Annotated in this window: 20 protein-coding genes; all 20 read right to left on the reverse strand. The window is 33.8% G+C overall.

Going from position 1 to position 17,330, the window contains the following annotated elements; genetic code table 11:
- Window positions 1–146: 146 nt before the first annotated feature.
- On the reverse strand, window positions 147–884 hold the full coding sequence (locus tag AC2EXB_RS08390) for a hypothetical protein (protein ID WP_483604390.1): 738 nt from the start codon (window positions 882–884) through the stop codon (window positions 147–149).
- A gap of 47 nt (window positions 885–931) precedes the next feature.
- Window positions 932–1,654, reverse strand: a complete 723-nt coding sequence (locus tag AC2EXB_RS08395) for a hypothetical protein (protein WP_483604391.1) — start codon at window positions 1,652–1,654, stop codon at window positions 932–934.
- A 5-nt stretch (window positions 1,655–1,659) separates the two neighbouring features.
- Window positions 1,660–2,166 (reverse strand): hypothetical protein, encoded by a 507-nt coding sequence (locus AC2EXB_RS08400; protein ID WP_483604392.1) that lies wholly within the window; start codon window positions 2,164–2,166, stop codon window positions 1,660–1,662.
- Window positions 2,166–2,828, reverse strand: a complete 663-nt coding sequence (locus AC2EXB_RS08405; protein ID WP_483604393.1) for a hypothetical protein — start codon at window positions 2,826–2,828, stop codon at window positions 2,166–2,168. Before AC2EXB_RS08405 ends, AC2EXB_RS08400 begins: the two co-directional genes overlap by 1 nt.
- Before the next feature lie 4 nt (window positions 2,829–2,832).
- Window positions 2,833–3,150, reverse strand: a complete 318-nt coding sequence (locus AC2EXB_RS08410) for a hypothetical protein (RefSeq protein ID WP_483604394.1) — start codon at window positions 3,148–3,150, stop codon at window positions 2,833–2,835.
- Window positions 3,147–3,578, reverse strand: a complete 432-nt coding sequence (locus tag AC2EXB_RS08415) for a hypothetical protein (protein ID WP_483604395.1) — start codon at window positions 3,576–3,578, stop codon at window positions 3,147–3,149. Before AC2EXB_RS08415 ends, AC2EXB_RS08410 begins: the two co-directional genes overlap by 4 nt.
- A gap of 17 nt (window positions 3,579–3,595) precedes the next feature.
- A complete protein-coding gene (locus tag AC2EXB_RS08420; protein WP_483604396.1) occupies window positions 3,596–4,180 on the reverse strand; it encodes a hypothetical protein in 585 nt (194 codons plus the stop codon).
- Window positions 4,181–4,246: 66 nt separating this feature from the next.
- The gene (locus AC2EXB_RS08425) at window positions 4,247–5,251 is read right to left on the reverse strand and encodes a hypothetical protein (protein WP_483604397.1); all 1,005 of its coding nucleotides are present in this window, start codon (window positions 5,249–5,251) and stop codon (window positions 4,247–4,249) included.
- Window positions 5,252–5,294: 43 nt separating this feature from the next.
- Window positions 5,295–5,810: a hypothetical protein gene (locus AC2EXB_RS08430; protein WP_483604398.1), complete on the reverse strand. Its 516-nt coding sequence runs from the start codon at window positions 5,808–5,810 to the stop codon at window positions 5,295–5,297.
- A gap of 32 nt (window positions 5,811–5,842) precedes the next feature.
- On the reverse strand, window positions 5,843–7,363 hold the full coding sequence (locus AC2EXB_RS08435) for a hypothetical protein (protein ID WP_483604399.1): 1,521 nt from the start codon (window positions 7,361–7,363) through the stop codon (window positions 5,843–5,845).
- Between the two features lie 29 nt (window positions 7,364–7,392).
- A complete protein-coding gene (locus AC2EXB_RS08440) occupies window positions 7,393–8,898 on the reverse strand; it encodes a hypothetical protein (protein ID WP_483604400.1) in 1,506 nt (501 codons plus the stop codon).
- A gap of 76 nt (window positions 8,899–8,974) precedes the next feature.
- Window positions 8,975–10,765: a terminase large subunit domain-containing protein gene (locus tag AC2EXB_RS08445; protein ID WP_483604401.1), complete on the reverse strand. Its 1,791-nt coding sequence runs from the start codon at window positions 10,763–10,765 to the stop codon at window positions 8,975–8,977.
- A complete protein-coding gene (locus tag AC2EXB_RS08450; protein WP_483604402.1) occupies window positions 10,749–11,627 on the reverse strand; it encodes a hypothetical protein in 879 nt (292 codons plus the stop codon). The genes AC2EXB_RS08445 and AC2EXB_RS08450 overlap by 17 nt, the downstream gene beginning before the upstream one ends.
- Before the next feature lie 138 nt (window positions 11,628–11,765).
- A complete protein-coding gene (locus AC2EXB_RS08455; protein ID WP_483604403.1) occupies window positions 11,766–12,389 on the reverse strand; it encodes an ATP-dependent Clp protease proteolytic subunit in 624 nt (207 codons plus the stop codon).
- A gap of 186 nt (window positions 12,390–12,575) precedes the next feature.
- On the reverse strand, window positions 12,576–12,977 hold the full coding sequence (locus tag AC2EXB_RS08460) for a hypothetical protein (protein ID WP_483604404.1): 402 nt from the start codon (window positions 12,975–12,977) through the stop codon (window positions 12,576–12,578).
- Window positions 12,964–14,106, reverse strand: coding sequence for a PDDEXK family nuclease (locus AC2EXB_RS08465; protein WP_483604405.1), 1,143 nt, complete (start codon window positions 14,104–14,106; stop codon window positions 12,964–12,966). The genes AC2EXB_RS08460 and AC2EXB_RS08465 overlap by 14 nt, the downstream gene beginning before the upstream one ends.
- A gap of 91 nt (window positions 14,107–14,197) precedes the next feature.
- Window positions 14,198–15,385: a metallophosphoesterase gene (locus AC2EXB_RS08470; protein ID WP_483604406.1), complete on the reverse strand. Its 1,188-nt coding sequence runs from the start codon at window positions 15,383–15,385 to the stop codon at window positions 14,198–14,200.
- Window positions 15,382–15,585 (reverse strand): YonK family protein, encoded by a 204-nt coding sequence (locus AC2EXB_RS08475; RefSeq protein WP_483604407.1) that lies wholly within the window; start codon window positions 15,583–15,585, stop codon window positions 15,382–15,384. The genes AC2EXB_RS08470 and AC2EXB_RS08475 overlap by 4 nt, the downstream gene beginning before the upstream one ends.
- 102 nt (window positions 15,586–15,687) lie before the next feature.
- Complete coding sequence (locus AC2EXB_RS08480; protein WP_483604408.1) at window positions 15,688–15,921, reverse strand: hypothetical protein; 234 nt, start codon at window positions 15,919–15,921, stop codon at window positions 15,688–15,690.
- A gap of 294 nt (window positions 15,922–16,215) precedes the next feature.
- On the reverse strand, window positions 16,216–17,325 hold the full coding sequence (locus AC2EXB_RS08485; RefSeq protein WP_483604409.1) for an HNH endonuclease: 1,110 nt from the start codon (window positions 17,323–17,325) through the stop codon (window positions 16,216–16,218).
- Window positions 17,326–17,330 lie beyond the last annotated feature (5 nt).

The raw sequence follows: 17,330 nt of genomic DNA on the forward strand, positions 1-17,330 counted from the left end.
TATCAGCTATGGTAGCAACTCCTTAGCCTATCTCTTCAAATATTATTATAGTTTATTCTTTCTATTAAGTCAATTAAGTTGGATATTATTAATTAGCTTAATACAAAGAGAGAGGCGAACCTCTCAGCTTTATATAATTTATTTAATTAAACTCGTGGTACTTGAATCATTTCGCCAAGTTTATCTGAACCAATTGGAGCCATAACTGTGAACGTTAATTCTGGTGCGTATGCTGATCCTGATTCTAGAGAAAGCGAGAAGTTTCCGCTCGGGATAGCCTCATCAAAGATAAAGTAGATATCACTGTGAACAGTTGCGTTTTCAACAGAATAAGCAATTGTGCGGTATTCAACTTTATATTTGTCTGAGAATTTAGCAGCGTTCAATTCGATTGAGCGACCAATAACATCATCTTTGAAGAATGCTTGTACAGTTTCACCTTCTGCAACTTCATAGCCAACAGGTAGAGTGATTTTACCACCAACAACAGCAACTTCTTCTTGAGAGCCATCAGTGTCACGGATAGTAGCAGTTGTTAAATCAGCAGGAGCATTTGCTAATGTAACTTCAAGAGTACCACCGTTGTCAACAGCCTTACCAGCAAGTGTACGAGTTACTGTAGCTGTTCCAGCTTCTTCAATTTCAACACCTTGAGTCATAGATAAATAATCCATGTCAAAAGTGGCTGAAGTCATATTAAGTGTCATTTCCTTGTCCGATCTCATCATGAAGATACTTTTATTTCCAATTCCTCCACGAATTACCTCTTCTGAAATTGACTGTTCGATACCAGCAATTTGGGCTTCACCCATCATTACGATCTTGCCTGTTTTAAGATTTGTGACCAAAATTTCAGCCGTATCTTGGATAATTAGTTTTGCCATTTTATATTTCCTCCTATAATTTCCTATTTAAATATAAAAAGCATGTCCTATGAGAACATGCTTCCAAATTTCTTGTTAAATTCACCTTGCTCAAACGTGTCGCTTTCATTCTTAAATAAGTCTATATGTTTGTTCCATGACTCAATCTGAACCTTCTCAGCAACAGTTGCAAATAGACTGGAGGTTTGATAATTAAATATTGCAGACATTCTATAAAAAATTGAATATACCTGATAAACGTTCATTTCAGTAACATCTTTAAATGAGTTAGAAGTTCCGGCAACAATAGAAGATATAATATCTCCATATGATTGCTTCTCAGCTTTCTGTTGCTTAACTCTTCTACTTCGCTCAATTGCTTTCTGGATTTCTTCGTTAGGGGATACAATTTCTTCGTTTAAAATTTGCATATCTAATACCAATTTCCGATAGAACATGAATAGATTTTCATTATCAAATATCTTTTCAATAACTGATTCATCGTCAATAACCATCTTAAATATTTTAAGATATGCCATTGCAAATTCCTCTTGTCCTAAAACAATGTTGAATAATTTATCTTGTTTCAGCTCTTCTAAAATCTTATCAATTTCAGGATTCTTTTCCTTATTAGCATTCTTATATTGATAGTATAAATGCAATACGTTAAGTGACATCATACTCAGTTCTGGAAGCACTTGAACATACTCATGATATTTAAGAAACCTCACACTACATAATTCAGTCTCAACAGGTAATCCAAATATGAAAAATTCCTTATCAATTTCCATACTCATCACTTCTTACTCGTTGTAAATTCGTAAACAGTATCATATCTCTTGTAATGAATGGCAGCTACTCTCGGATTTCCAGCAGCATATTCCAATTTACCGTATATCCCATTAATATTCTCTAAAGCAATCAGCTCATTAATTCGATCTGAAATCCATGCGGAACGCATATCTGTTTCATAATTTTCATGAGTGTAAATACTTATCATAATTTCTTGGGTAGCTAGTAAATAGTTTCCGAATACAGGTCTGCGTCTTCCTTGAGTAATATACAATCGATTAATGTCTCTACCAATAATATCTGAATACTTCTCAGCAATTAAAACTCTATCCTCAACAATTTCCCAATAATCATCTCTGTCTAATATATTTTCCAATTCATCAGATAGGGGATCAGGTCTGTTTGTATCTTTCGGATAGTAGAATAATAACCTCATTAATTTTTCATCATTGATTAGAATGCTATATATATGATTAACTACTTGTCTCATTGAACCTTGTTCGATAGCCATTAGATGTTATCCACCTCACGAGCCAAACGAATTTCAATATAGCCAACACCATTAATTACATTTGTATAGTTTACGTCTGTAACTTGATAATCTTCATTCCATATTTTAAATTCAGCGTTTACTTTGGGAAGCTTATCTTCCATATAAGGAATCTTCACAATCATTGCGCCTTCAGGTAGGGGAATAGCAGAGTTATCAGCGGTGCTATATGTCTTAGTTGTCATAACACAAGGAATATCATACTCTTCGCTCATCGTGTCATATATAGGACGTTTAAAATCATCATATCCAACAATACGTTTAATTTGCTTACCAATCAGTTTATATGTCTCATTACACAACTCACCAGTCAATTCAGGATATAAATCATTCCTGTTTCTATCCGTTGCTAAATAAGTAAATGTATCATGATGAACATAATCGCCAACTTCAACTTGCGTATCCGGTAAGAATAAAAACAACCTTTTATTGAATGATTCTTTATTAGATACGATACAAGGAACTTCTTCAATTGAATCATTTAATCGAACGTTTGATTTAGAGGGCGAGTTGGTTATGAAGCTATGGTTTTGTCTTTTAGTTGATTCACGTAAAGCATCTTGCGATGATCTCACACCAGCAGGAACACCTAATCTATCACGATAAGACTTATATTTGCTCATATACTCACTCTCCTTTCAAAACGTCAATTTGTTTATCAATCGTATTCAAGATTTTAAATATTTCCTTCTTCACAATCCGTTGCCGATCAATTAACGCAACTTCAACTTTCAATTGTTTCAACGTAGCCAATGATTTTACATACCAAATTCCATGTGGTAAATCTCCAATTAATTTTCTTAAGCCAAATAACTCAAAGCTTACACTCTCAATGTAGTCCTCAATCGTTTCATTCTTTTCTTCATACATAGGAAGTATCTTCCAGACTCTATCTTTCAGTTGGATTAAATAATTACGGTAATCTTTTTCACTGATACTGGTCATTTGAAGTGATCCTTTAATGTGTGAATGTTGTATGAATAGCGAGAGAGAAGGGTGTTAGCCTCTGAACTGATAGATTCTTTGAGTCCTTGAATGGCTTTAATTTGATTGGCAGGAGAGTACATACGATAGTCTTTGGAGTTTAATGATTGTTTCATCAAATCTTCTTTAATTAAATGGGTGTCCATATAGGTATACAACATATATTTAGCTAGGATTTGTTTTTCAATCATTTTTAAATCATGGTTAAATTGTTTTAGCATTAAGCTATAGTCTGTTAAGTCATGTCGACAACTAGAAAAATATCCTACAGCACTCATCATCCATAACTGTAAGTTATCTTCTAATGCTGTTTCTTCCATTACCGCTAATTCATAATCAGTGACTTGTGAGAGAAACATATCGTATATTTCTTGAAATGGTGTTGCCATCTATATGCACACCTTTCTTAACGCTTAGTGAAGCCTTCTAGATCAATTCCCAATGCTGATTCAATTGCTCGAATCTTACCAAGACGATCTAACGTACCATTTTCAACTAGCTCACGAGCTTTTGCTGCTAATGTACTTTTCATACCTTTTGGTAGTTTAGGAATAATAACTAGTAAGTCTTCAGCATCTTTTTCAAATAACTCGTCAAGATTATCGATATGGGAAATAGTTTCATATAATTTAGTTAATCCAAGTGCTTCCGCAGCTTCTTCATCATCAATAACCAAATATCCATCATGCAGGAATTTACGGTTAGAACCATTCATATCCTGAAGTTCTCCCATTTCTAAATAGACAATCGTTCCAAAATCTTCCCAAGTGTATAAGGCTTTTGTTCTATTGGAGATATAGATTAGTTCTCCGTGAACTGCGCTTCTAGTAGGAATCATTTCATTACGATCAATATCAATTTTCTTAGCTCGTTTTGATTGTTTTGGTTCAACTTTTTCTTCAACTTCTGGCTCTTTAACTACTTCTTTTTTAGTAGCAGCAGCTTTACGAGCAGGCGCTTTACGAGTTGTAGTTTTTTTAGTTTCAGTCATTTAATAGTCTCCTTTTTCTCTATTAGTAAAAATAAAAAGGCGCTCATATAGAACGCCATAATATTATTAAGCTAATGTGTAAGTCCCGAATAGGCTTGAGAATACTGTTTTAACGCCCCAATGAGAGATGAAAGAGTAATCAAAAGTCATATCAACGTTAGCTGTGTTATCAGTAGTTTCACGAACCATATCATCGCCTTCGAATACTAGCTTGATGAACTTGTCATCGTTAGCTGGCAATACTAGGATTTGGTTGTCGTCATAAGCGAAATCAAAAGAATTAGCTTTATGGACAGGAGGAAGTTCAACTAGAGTCATACCATTCCAGTTAGCTACACGACCTGTACGAGCATATTCATTTTTCATTTCATTTGAGAACAAGTTAGGGTTAGCAGAAACGATTTTACCAATAGTCTTCTTAGTACCTACTACGTAAGCTGAACCTGCAACAGCTTCAACATGTGAAACCAATTCCAATAGTTTTTGTTCATCATAAGCACCAGTTTTCTTGAATGCTGCTGGAAGGTTAGCTGCACCTGTTGCGAATGAAGCAGCAACTTCTTGTGCAATAGCTTTTTGAATGCCTTCTGCAACTTTTGCAACTAGACGACCAAAGCTTAAGCGACCAGTAACGAACAAGAAGAAGTCACCATAGATAGCAGCAGCATGAGCTTTAACTGGTACTGTGAATGAATCTCCACCTTCAAGTTTCTGGCGATCAATGTTCCAGTGGTTTCCAGCATGTTCAGAGACAATAATCACACCATCATCTTCAATGAAGAATTCTTGTGAATCTCCTAATGCAAGGTTGCGGATATCAGCGAAACGCATGAAGAACTCATCTTCATTGATACCAGTAAGGTAAGTTTCAACTAGGACTTCTTCTAAAATTTCGAAGATAGCTACTTTATTAGCACGGACATCTTTCTTAGTAGGAGTTTCAGTTCCCATAATTTCGAAGAATTTACCTCGAATAGCTACGTCCACGTCTTTACCTTTTGAGAATTGTTGTACTTGTGCAGGATTTTTAACTACATCCACACAAAGATTGATTAGTTCAAATTTTTCCATTATAATATTCCTCCATTGTTTTCTTATAGTTTGTTTAATTAAATTAGTTTTGTACGACTTCTACTACTACATATACAGTTGGTGTTTGTGTAGCGTTCATGCTTAAAGCTCCACCAGCTACATCTTCACGAATAACTTTAGCTGCAAATCCTGTTGCTGGTAGTTCTGCTGCCGGTACTAATTTGTAGCCATCTCCAGCTACCAAATATTGATCTACAACTGCTGTTCCATTAATACCTTCTTTAGATACACCGAATTTAATTGTCTTACGTAGACCGTAAGCACGGACAACTTCGCCAGCTTCCATTTCATACTTATCTTCAGTAGCTGAACCACGACGAGCGTTATCATAAATCATTGCTGGGTTAGCAATAAGAACTAAATCTCCGTCTCCAGCAGCAGGTGTTTCAAGCTTGTGTACATCACGATTTTCTTTTTCTGTGTCACCAAGTTTACCTACAAAACCATTTTCCAAAATATCTTCTGAGCGTACTGAGAATACATCTCCACGTGGGAAACGAGCATCATCCAAACGTACTACACTTTTCTTAACTGCCATTATAAATTCCTCCATTATTGTTATAGTTTATTTTATTCTTCATCAAAGATTGTGCCGTACGGACTCACGTTTTTATCGCTATCCTTCGGCAACGAGAATGTTACTTTATCAGTTGTTTGAGTTTGAGTTGATTTTGAGACTGTAAAGTTTTTCTTCCCGTATAATGCAAACAATTTAACTTCCACATCCTCAATGGATGCTTCTTTCATTGCTGTAAATACTTCAGTCATCTCTTCATCAGATAGCTTATCAGCAAACTGAGATTTAATGTCATCTTCTTCACGAGAACGTTTATATGATGTTAATTCTTCTAATTGTGATTGAAGGGAAGACTTCTCATCCTCAATACGTTCAAAGTTAGATGTAAAAGAAGTAGATTCACCCTCGAATGCTACATATTCAATTTTAACCTTATAGGATTCTTCAAGTTTTAATTCAACATTATCGCCATTTAAAGTATAAGGTACTGCATACAATTGATATCCGTCATTACAGTCTTCAGCAATAGTAACTGCATCAGTATGATCTACATACCAATATCTACGACACTTATCACCCCAACTATCATGATAATGTTCTTTTCTTAATTCACCTTCAATTTGTTGTCGAAGTTGACTAGAAGTTAAAGCAAACTCTTGAGATGGTTCTTCTTGCTCTTTTGATTCAGTGGCTTCCTCTGCCTTAGACTCATCAGGTTTTTCAGTAGATTCAGGTTTCGTTTCGGTTTGATTTTCATCTTTATCCGTAAACTCTGCCTTATCTTCTGGTTTTTCTGTTGGTGTTTCTTCAGCTTTGATATCTGCTTTATTTTCAGCTTTATTGGCTTCTAATTCAGCATCTAACTCTTCTTGTGTTTTTGTTACTTCTGTCATTTTTGTACCTCCTTGTCCATCTTGTTTAAGTGTTTCATTCAACTCATATACTAAGGTTGAGAATTCTGTTTTAAAGTCTTGCTGAGAATATGCTTCAATTCCAGCTTTTTTAAAGCAGGGTTCAATCTCACTACCCAATGCTGCAATAGCAGAAAACTTGAATGACTCAATTTGGAAATAACCATCTTCTGAAAATTTTCCGGTAACACCATCAATTTCCATTGACACTTTAGGTGAAACGCCTTCTTCTAACCATGAAATAATCTTCTTAGTAGCTTCATAGCGTTTCCACAAATAGATATTATCTACTACTACATAGGTTTTTATATCGGGGAACTCTTCTGAGCCTTCATTGACTTCTTCCAATGTAAAGTTACTGTCAGGGGAGACCATACCAATTGGATAAGTATCAAAGTGGGGTTCGTATTCACCAGAACAATTCTTCTTTAAGTTAACATTGTGACCTTCTAAGTCATCTTCTTCTTCATTGTATTTAGCAACGATAGGAATTAGTGACATACTTTTTTGAGTCGCAATAGAGAAAGATTCTGGTGAGAAATTCGAGCCGTTCCTGTTATTTCCAAATGCAAAAACTCGAATTTTCGTACGAAATAGAGAATCGTTAAAGTTTTCATAATTTGTTACACTGCCATTAAAGGTAAGAGTGTTGTTCACTTTCATTTATTCACCGCCTCTCGAAGTAAAGTAAGCTATTCATTGTTTCGATTAACTTCAGTGGAAGCAGATATTTCATTTTCAGGTTTTTTAGGTCTTCCACCTGTATCAAGGTTATCTCCATTTTGTGTATGCGAAGATGTAAGTGGAACAAATAAATCACCTAAGCCTAAAATATCGTTTTCTAATACTGCCTTATTAATTACATCCAATGGTGAAAGTCCAAGGGATGCACCAATTTCTAGTTTTACTGGCACACCAAATTGAGCGGCTTTTAAAAACTTATCGTAATAAGTATCTTTATTAAAAATAGTCATGTCAAGAAACTCAAACTTGTATTTATACTTGCCAGATTCTCTTTTTATTTTTCTATTAATCCAACGTTCTACTTGTCTAAGAATAGCGAATACAGTCTCTTCATCTGTTAATACAGATTTCTCAAGTCCAACGCCTGTACTCTTATCAGAGTTAAATAGATGTTGACTAACACCTCCAGCATCATGTACAGCACGTAAAGCTTGAGCAACAACGTCTTGATCTGAACGTCCTTTTTCCATCTTTACAGCTTCAATCGACATAGGAGATGTAATTAAGGTAACTCCTTCTGGAAGCCCTTCTTCAGCTTTACCATGGAATCCGGCTGCTAAATCCAAGTCAATCAAAAATTTATTCATTTCTGGGTTTTTCTCATCTAAAGGAATCTTCTGTATGAGAGCCATAAATATATCCATTTTTGATTTAGCTTTACTTATCTTTTTATACTCATCATAATCAAAGAGTGCTTCAAACATACCGTTTAGTGGGGGTATAGAATAGTTAACAATATCTTCATTTACTTTTAGCACTAGTGTTTTATCTGGATTTATTTCAATCCATCTTTCTTTGGTAGCTTGGTATTGCTGATATTTTTCTTTAAACTCAATAGGGAAGGAGTCTAGAGTGTCTTTATATCTATCGAAATATGAAAAGTCATACTCTAAATTAAATATGCCTTTCTCTTCAGATGATACTCTACAGAAATCTCCGTCTAGCTTTTGCAAGAAGAAAGAGTCATTCGATTCATGTTCATATCCATAATAAGTATCTTCTTTGAAGGCTACTCTCATAACTGTGATAAGCTCATGCCTTAAATTTAATTTATCAACATACTGAAGCATCTTAATAAAGTGATCACGCTTTTTAGTTACATCCTTATTGTCAAAGGGATTGCCAGAAGGTGTTAATTTATAAGCGTAAGTAGGCATTAAAGCTAAATAATTTATAATTAACTTATAGCTTGAGTTGACGTTATAAAGATAATTAGATAAATCTCGTAACTGTTTTTCACTTTTAATTGGATTCTGCAAGTAGCGAGAAATAGTTTCTATATCAAATTTGGATAGGGAAGAGACACCTGAGAATTTGTTATTGTAAACATTTTTCATCTTATTAATGGAAGCAAACATTTTTTGTTTTTCTTCTGCTTGAGCTTTCATAATCTTTTCTTGCTTTTCCTTTTGATTGGAAGGGGAGTTGAGTTTAAACGTTTTATTGTTGGACAATCAATTTCACTCCTTTCTTGTATTTTATATTAGATATAGTTATAGTTTCCTTAATAAGGATTAAAAATATTGGTGATTAGTAGTGTCTGCCTTTTTTAACCATGAAAAGCTTTGATACGTCAACAACATTTTTTTGCTTTCTATTTCTTGGTTCTAAATAATCTGATACAAAGAAATTCAAATAACTAAGAGAGCTGTAACGGTCTTTCCTTGCCGAACCTTGCTCTTTTAGTTTTATTGTTCCTGTGTCGTTCATTTCAGCCTCTAAATTAATGGCTTCATTAATCAATAAGCTAGTTTGAATGAAGGGCATCTTAAATTTAATTTTTAAATCCTCAGGAAGAGAGCTATAACCTTTAAGGTTAGATAAATACTCTTCAGCATCGTTTTCGTGAATCATTAACTTTAATTTTTTACTTCTAAGTGACGCCTTCATTGCTTTAGCAATATCACTATTCATCTGAGCAGTTGCTCTAATAGAATAAATAACTTTTGCTGCGTTTGAATATGAGCAGCGTTCAGCTAATTTATCATCGTTCATACATTTAAGTGGGGGATACTCTGCTCCTGTATCTGGATCGGTGTTCCCTTGTCCCAATAAATCTATAAGTGCAACACCTACGTTTTGAGTATCTAAAACAATATAGTCAGCGGAGAACTCATGATAAAATTTATTCAATCTGAGCGTCTGGTCTTGAACAATTCCACCTTCAAAGGTTTCCGCATAAACAACTTGTCTCTCATATCCGTCCTTAACCGGAATCAATCTCACACAAAAAATGGCGGTTGCATCATTCGCAGCACCTTTCATCGTTGCAATATCGGCAGAAACTACTCTTATTTCACCAATTTCCTTTTTGATATTGAGTTTTTTATCGCTGATATGCTCAGAGACTTCTGATGGATAGAAGGCTTTAGTGACTTTACGATTATGATTAAAATCTTCAAAACTAAAATAAGATTTCTCATTTTCTCCAAACCACAGTGCTTGCATTTCCATTTCCCAACCGATAGGATCGAAATCTGATTCTGACATTTCATCAATTACCTGATCTCGCATTAATAGATTTTCTTTAATAGCTAGTTGATAGGGAAGACTACAGATAAAATACTTTTTACCTTCAACCATTGCTTTAAAATAAGTTTGCGCTCTATCCCATGACCAATGCGATTTATAAAAACAACTACTTAGATAAATCTCTTTGTTACGTTCTTGTAAATGGGAATAGGCAGGATTAGCGTGAAATCCAGCCTGTCTTGGTGTTGTGAGAAATTTTCTCAAAACTTTTGAAATTACTTGAAAATCGACCATCCGAAACTCATCTACGAGAATTATGTGCGCCCGTGCGGAGCGAGCGTTATCATTGGAAGTTACCACTCTAATAACCGAACCATTATGAAAAGAACATTCAGCATTATTAGCTCCAGTCCTTATATCTAGTATTTCTCGTCTTAGATTAGGAGAATCAGGCATCATTTCTTCTATTTTTTTAAGTACACTTGTTGCTTGTCCTTTTGTTCCTGAAGCAATTACTACGATTGTTCCCGGATATAAAATACAACGAGATACTGCATAGATAGCAGATAGAAAACTTTTTCCTTGTCCGCGACTTGCGAGATACATAAAGAAATGATTGCTCTGCATGGCATAGATTAAGAATATTTGAAACAGCTTAAGCTGTATCCCTAAATAATCTTTAACAAACATATCCATTCTAAATCTATAAAAGCTTGCCCATATATTTACACCGTTCATCAATCTTTCAGATTTGGTTTCTTTTTTTCTATGGGTTCTACCAGTCTTGAAAATATTCAATCCTTTTGTGGACTTATTCCTATTTACTTGAAAATTAGCTATTCCCGCCATTTTCTTCACCTTCAAATTCTTCGGTCGCAACAGTATACTTATTGATTTCGTCAAAATACTCTCGCTCATCTTTGTTTTCTAAGCTAAACATTCTCATTAAGTGTCCTGTAAACCATACTTTTAAATACTTCCCAACTGAATCATTCTTTTCCCATTCTTCACTATCCTGAATAGGTCTGGTATCTTCCCATTTTTTAATAAGTGTTCCAAAAGATTCTTGGTCAACTGATTGAGCACCTGTTTCTTGAACAGGTTTTAAATTAGCAGCAGTAAGAAGATCGTTATACGCTTTAAGCTCATTTTTAACATCTCTCTTGTTAGCTCTAGCAATCCTAATATCCAATTGAACTAAACATATCTCTCTAATTAGATTCTCTAGGGTTTTACCATCAACTTCATATCTATCTAGATAATCGCCATATTCAAGGTTAAGCCAAATGTATTCTGATTCTGTGTAACCAATTCCCCAAAAGTCTTCACTTTCTTTCAAATCTTCAGGTGATAACTCTTTGGGTTTTGCTCTTTTAGTGATTTCATTGTTTTTAGCTTCTTTGAACATATCAGAATCATCATAGTAGACATCTTTCCACTGACCTAATGAGTTAACTTGTCTAATATAATCCTTGTAATCTCCCTTAAATAAATCTTGATAAATAGGCTTATTAATAAGTCTCATAATAGATTGGAATCCTTCGAATCCTTTTTCATCGATATGTTTAAAGACGCACGTTTTACAAATTGGCATTTTTGAATCTGTAAATAATTCTGTATCAGCCGTATTATAGAAATTAGAAAAAGCCTGGTCTCTTTGACACTTGAGACAGACTTTTTTACTAGATTTCTTTTCAGTTGTTTTAACCAATATTTAAGCACTCCTTTCTTTCAGTTTCTCTAGAAACAGAAAAAGATAGGGAAGAGGGGACATCCTCACACCTACCTTGTCATAGCTTATTTATTAAGTATCTCTATGAAAGGCTCAATAAGCCCTTCCAACAAATACTTACTCGATAATTTCTGTAATAACGCCTAACTCTAAAGCTTCGTCTGCAAACATATACCACTCTTCATCAACTTTAGCGTCATACATTTCTTCGGTAATCTTAGTATTGCTCAAAATGTAATCCTTCACACGACCATCTAGCTTATCGTAAAATGTCATTGTATTCTTTGCTTTCCGGCTTGAACCTTGCAGTTGCAACGATCCATCGTGGATCAATATAATTGAATTCTTGTAAGCTCTACGTTTTTTAGCAGATAATAGAATTAATGCGCCCATTGAAGCAGCACAAGCATAAGTTGTAATAGTTACAGGCGTTTTACTAGCTTGGACGCAATCCACCACATTGAAACCAGAAATAACATCGCCTCCATTGGAAGTTAGCTCCAATTTAATTTCGGGACGTTGTTCTCCAACTAATCCTGCATTATCATCTTCATCATTCCAACGATTAATCCAATGTGATACTCGATTAATAGTAGATGTGTCAATATTGTCATTTAAGATAATCTTACGTTCCTTATAAGAAATCCAAGTAAGATAATCATCAATTGTAGAAGGAACTTCAAGCTCTAAATATTCTGCATCAATACCAAATTTGTTAGGTTTCTTTTTTAGCTCTGTCATAAACATTTCCTCCTCAGTCTCAATTGGTTAAGCACCAAATAGCTTTATCTAATCCTCAATTAACGATCTTTCATATTCTCATCTATACGATAGACAAATTTCTCAGCTTCTTTTCTTGCTTCTTCACTCCAGATAATCCATCTTACATATCCAAATAGAATTAAATCACTCACATATTGATATCCTTTATTTAAGGTTTGCACGAATAATTTTCTGAATTTCATCATATTCTTCATCGCTTAAATCCTCTAAACTTTCGACATCATTATCATCTTCATCAGCATAATCTTCTGGATTTTCTCGTCTATCTCTAATGTCATAAACTTTATCCATTACATTATCAACATATCCATCCATCATTCTTTGAGCTTGTTCAGTAGCAAATAGGATGCCTTCTTCAAATCCTTCGTTGAAAGTTTCCTCAATAACTTCTGAAATAATTTCATCATCTTTAGAAGTAGCAGAGTAGAGGACGTATCGTAAAGCCGTTTCCCAATCTGTATTTGCTTCAATTAATTCACGGAACTCAGACACGAGCTGACAGACGCTGCATTCGCATTCTTCTTCTGAATTTTTATTTACACTCATATAATCTCTCCTTCTCTTTGTTTAATTCTATGAAATTAGCTATAATCGCTTTAATATTTTTGAAATCCCAATATGGTATCCTGAGTAGTGAAATATTATTGTCTAAACAATATTGATTTTTTATTCCGTCTCTTTCTATGACTTTTTGGTAATATTCTTCTCCACCAAAATAATCAATTGGTTCAAAATGATGTCTGCCATCATATTCGATTAGAAAATTTATTTTACCGCTAGAATCAAATACTACAAAGTCAAAGGGTAGTGGTCTAACTGATATACAATCATTGAATTTAAATTGACTCATATAATTAAGATTGTTTAGTTGCAGGATTTCTTCTACTTTATCTTCACCTATTGAAAATCTTCTACATGTGCATCTTCCATTTGAGTATAAGATATAAGAAGGAAAAGCAGACCATATTCTCCCACATTTTTTGTGAAAAATATCAATCGGTGTTGCCGTGTCAATATATTTTCCTTTTATAATATATTCATTACCAAGAATTTCTGATGCTTCTATTAAAAACTCTTCTTCGCTTCTAATATATTTCCCATTGCATTTTGCACATACTGGTCTGTTTAGTAGACCAGAAGGATACGCATCGAACTCATAACCACATTTATGGATTACTCGAATCTTGGTTTTTATATTTTTATATTTTCCAATAACTTGATAATCATCGCCATATTTGTCCTGTATCTCTTTTTTATAAGATTCGGTTGTTTTTTTCTTTACATTTCCATTACATCGTGGACATCCTTTAGAAGAGTTTATTAAAGCGTCAGGTAAAATAAACCATTGATAGCCACATTTCTCATGCTTGATTTCCAGTTTCTCTTTACAATTTGAATATTCTCCTACAACTGAATACTCATCTTTAAATTTATTGTTAAACTTTCTAAAGAAGCTTTCTTTTCTTGCACTATTATCAACACCATAACATCTAATGCAACGTATATTTCCTTTTAATGCGGTAGAAACTGATATATTGATTTTATCCCCACACGGAGCATGAAGAATTCTTATATTTTTGTTGTTTCCATAGTATCGAGAATCAACTAAATACTCGTTTCCGTATAAATTAAAAATATCATCTTTAAATTCATTTTGTGTTTTCTTCTTTGCCATTAGGTTAATCTCCCTTATATAAAAATAAGAGAGGGTAGTAGGAGCATACCCCACAATTCTTAACCCTCAATTTAATATTATTATAGTTTATTTATTTAAACTTAATATAAAAAGTAGCTTTGCGACCATTCTCATCTAACCATAATAGTTTCTGATGTGCTTTAGAAGTCAACCTTGCATCCTTAGCGTAATCATCAGTTCCACCAAATGATCCATTCATAATCAAATCGACACCATGAATCTCATTTTCAAAGTTACGATGATAATGTCCCATAAATACAGCCGTGGGAAATTTACGTGTCATCATAGTTAAATCTTGAACAACTTTACCCAAGCCATCTAAATGACCATGTACTGCAAAATAATTATGTCCGAGGATTTCTGCTACAATCATTTCGCTGTCAATTTCATTATCATGGAAGATTACATTCTCATGTTTTTCTAATCTAGTTTTCATATACCATGCAATGAAAGAGTGGAAGGATTCAGTTTTAACTTCTTCTTCTTTACGAGCAGCTACACGATCATGATTACCTTTTACATTGTAGTAGTGAACTTTCTCGAAGTTATTAGCTAGTACAGATACTAATTCAGACAATGCCTCAGCAACTTTTTGAGTAGACTCAACAGCATTTTCTGTTTCAGATAGTTTAGTCATACGATGGATAACGCCTGAAATTACATCTCCCAACTCAAATACATGAATCTCACTAGTATTTGTAATCACTTGATAATCTAAAACTTCTTGAGTTAGTTGATTAAGACGCTGATAAAATACATCATTATCATATTTGTTCCAATAGTTATCAGTTACCATACCTTTGTGTAAATCACTAAGTAGCAAAGTTAAAGCGCCTTTACTGTCTTTCTTGATTACAGGTTTATACCATTCTAGAGGCTTCTTAGTGTTCATTTCATCTTTAATTGATTCAAGCATTGTTTTAAGGAGATGGTCTAAGCGACCTTCATGACGTAAATAGTTTTTAACTTCACGTTTCTGATCTTGTAATTGAATCTTAGCAATTTCAAATTCTTTCGTTTTCTGCTTCAATTCTTCGATAGCTTCATTGGAATCTAATTTATTCTCTTGTGCGTATTCTAACCCTGAGTTGAATTGAGTAAACCACTTACGGTATGTTGATTCGGTAAAATCTTGACCTGATTCTTCATTTAACAATTTTGCTACCTGTGTCCACGTAAGATTTAACAATTCCTTATTTCCACAAATCCGAATTTTATACTCAATTAGAGACTCCGACTCATATTTTTTTGGATTCATTCAGTATCACCAATAGTTTCAATTTCATTTTCTTCTGAAATAGAAATCTTAACCGTCTTTCCGTTGAACTCTTCTAGCAATTTAAAGAAGTCATATTCAAATTCTGCCTCCTTTGTTACTTCAGTTACGATTCCCGAACCTGTATTAAAATCTACCTCTAATTTACCTTTTAATTGTGCATTCTTAGTCACCTTAGCCATATATATCAATCTCCTTATTCTCATTAGATTCATCATAGTTTTAGGTAGGGGAGACTATGAACCCTATATATGTATGCAGAAAGCGCATATCACGCTCTCAGTTTAAAATTCCTCAGATTCTTCTTCTTTGTTTAATTGTGCAATCACTTTAGCTTTAGCTAAACTACTCAATGCCTCTAAACTCTTGTCTGTTGCTTCATATTCTTCCTTACTAATGCGAATATAGCCGCTTAAATTTGCACCTTTTTCATCGTTGGCATCAAATCGAATACCTACTTCTGAAACAGTTCTATGTTCATCATATGCAAAATCAATATTTCCAACTAAAAAATTCATCTGATTCATCTCCAAGTAATTTATTTTCCCTCAAGCTAATTCGCTATTTTGGGTATGTATAGAACCAAGCAAAGGTTGCGATCCTTTGAGCTGTGATTCCCTTGCGCCTCTTAACGAGGGTTTCTTACTGCTGAACATAGGCTCTTCCTATAGTCAAGGAACTGGTCAGCATAATCAGCATATCTTATAGGGTGCATTTTCATGTTTAATGTGGCAGCACAACGCCATAATTCTGTTGAGTTATATTTTTTTAACGTGAAGCGAACTCTGCTGCACATAGTTTATTATAGTTTGTTAAATTGATACGATTTCTTTTGAATAAATAATATCTTCAATTTTGATGAGTGGTAGCCCTAGAGCTGATCTAATATCATCGAAATATTCTTGAAGTTGGAATATGTTGTTATCTTTAACTCCATAAGTCCGATGGAAAGAACCTTCTATTCTATTATCATGGCATTCTTTGCACATTGTTATTCCATTGTAGATATCTATTCTTGCATCTTTATTACTAGAGTAATTATCTATATGGTGTACTTGAAGATTTTTATTAAAAGAGTCTTCACAGCACCTGCAAATGTAATTGTCTCTTACTAGTACTGACTCTCTCCATTTGAAGTATTCTTTTTCATTTCTTCTTCCTCTATTAATTTCATTTTCATCATACCCTATATATTCCCAAAAACAATATGTGCAATTATGAATACTTCTTTTAAAACTACTGTAGGCGACTTTTTGAATTTCATGGTCATGTGTAAGACAGACATAATTCAATGGAATGTGACCATTCTTATATACTTGATCTTCACAAAGTCTATAACCTCTTTCTAGAAAATCTTTTTCTACTATTAATAATTTATTTTCTATAGATTTGCAGCTAAAGCAAGCTAATTTTCTTCCTCTTATGTGATCCCAACTAGCATTTTGAATACCATGTTCTGAACAAATAAAAAGAAGTATAGAACTTTTATTTTTATACTCTTTTTCTTTTGATAGTAGTATCGAACCTTCCTCTTTGAATCTATCTTTGATTTTAGAAAAAGTTTTTTCTTTTCTTAAATTGTTTTTATCGGACTTAGTTATCTGTTTATCTTTTTTATTGTTTTTCCCTTTTCCTCTAGGCTTGTAACGCTTTGATTCCACTTGCTTCTTTCTAGCACAATTATGACAGCAATCTTTCCCGTTTTTCTTTTTATTGTATTGTATCTTTTTAACGATTCTTTTTATTCCATTTTCTAAGCAATAGTCACAGTAGACACTTACTTCAATTAAAGAGTAGGGAGACAAATCTTCGACTTTAATTTCAAATTCTTCTCCGTAATTAGTGAATACATATCCTTTATTTGAGTAGTTTTTCTTGTTACTCGTTTGCCATTTTATTGTTATTGTGTCTGTCACTAGCATTTAAT

It is taken from the genome of Planococcus alkaliphilus (assembly GCF_057031095.1).

Coding starts and splice junctions, on each gene's coding strand:
- AC2EXB_RS08460 (WP_483604404.1), bottom strand. CDS start 12,977: ATGAGTGTAAATAAAAATTCAGAAGAAGAATGCGAATGCAGCGTCTGT.
- AC2EXB_RS08455 (WP_483604403.1), bottom strand. CDS start 12,389: ATGACAGAGCTAAAAAAGAAACCTAACAAATTTGGTATTGATGCAGAA.
- AC2EXB_RS08485 (WP_483604409.1), bottom strand. CDS start 17,325: ATGCTAGTGACAGACACAATAACAATAAAATGGCAAACGAGTAACAAG.
- AC2EXB_RS08410 (WP_483604394.1), bottom strand. CDS start 3,150: ATGACCAGTATCAGTGAAAAAGATTACCGTAATTATTTAATCCAACTG.
- AC2EXB_RS08465 (WP_483604405.1), bottom strand. CDS start 14,106: ATGGCAAAGAAGAAAACACAAAATGAATTTAAAGATGATATTTTTAAT.
- AC2EXB_RS08415 (WP_483604395.1), bottom strand. CDS start 3,578: ATGGCAACACCATTTCAAGAAATATACGATATGTTTCTCTCACAAGTC.
- AC2EXB_RS08435 (WP_483604399.1), bottom strand. CDS start 7,363: ATGAAAGTGAACAACACTCTTACCTTTAATGGCAGTGTAACAAATTAT.
- AC2EXB_RS08395 (WP_483604391.1), bottom strand. CDS start 1,654: ATGGAAATTGATAAGGAATTTTTCATATTTGGATTACCTGTTGAGACT.
- AC2EXB_RS08390 (WP_483604390.1), bottom strand. CDS start 884: ATGGCAAAACTAATTATCCAAGATACGGCTGAAATTTTGGTCACAAAT.
- AC2EXB_RS08430 (WP_483604398.1), bottom strand. CDS start 5,810: ATGGCAGTTAAGAAAAGTGTAGTACGTTTGGATGATGCTCGTTTCCCA.
- AC2EXB_RS08405 (WP_483604393.1), bottom strand. CDS start 2,828: ATGAGCAAATATAAGTCTTATCGTGATAGATTAGGTGTTCCTGCTGGT.
- AC2EXB_RS08425 (WP_483604397.1), bottom strand. CDS start 5,251: ATGGAAAAATTTGAACTAATCAATCTTTGTGTGGATGTAGTTAAAAAT.
- AC2EXB_RS08400 (WP_483604392.1), bottom strand. CDS start 2,166: ATGGCTATCGAACAAGGTTCAATGAGACAAGTAGTTAATCATATATAT.
- AC2EXB_RS08475 (WP_483604407.1), bottom strand. CDS start 15,585: ATGGCTAAGGTGACTAAGAATGCACAATTAAAAGGTAAATTAGAGGTA.
- AC2EXB_RS08470 (WP_483604406.1), bottom strand. CDS start 15,385: ATGAATCCAAAAAAATATGAGTCGGAGTCTCTAATTGAGTATAAAATT.
- AC2EXB_RS08445 (WP_483604401.1), bottom strand. CDS start 10,765: ATGGCGGGAATAGCTAATTTTCAAGTAAATAGGAATAAGTCCACAAAA.
- AC2EXB_RS08420 (WP_483604396.1), bottom strand. CDS start 4,180: ATGACTGAAACTAAAAAAACTACAACTCGTAAAGCGCCTGCTCGTAAA.
- AC2EXB_RS08480 (WP_483604408.1), bottom strand. CDS start 15,921: ATGAATTTTTTAGTTGGAAATATTGATTTTGCATATGATGAACATAGA.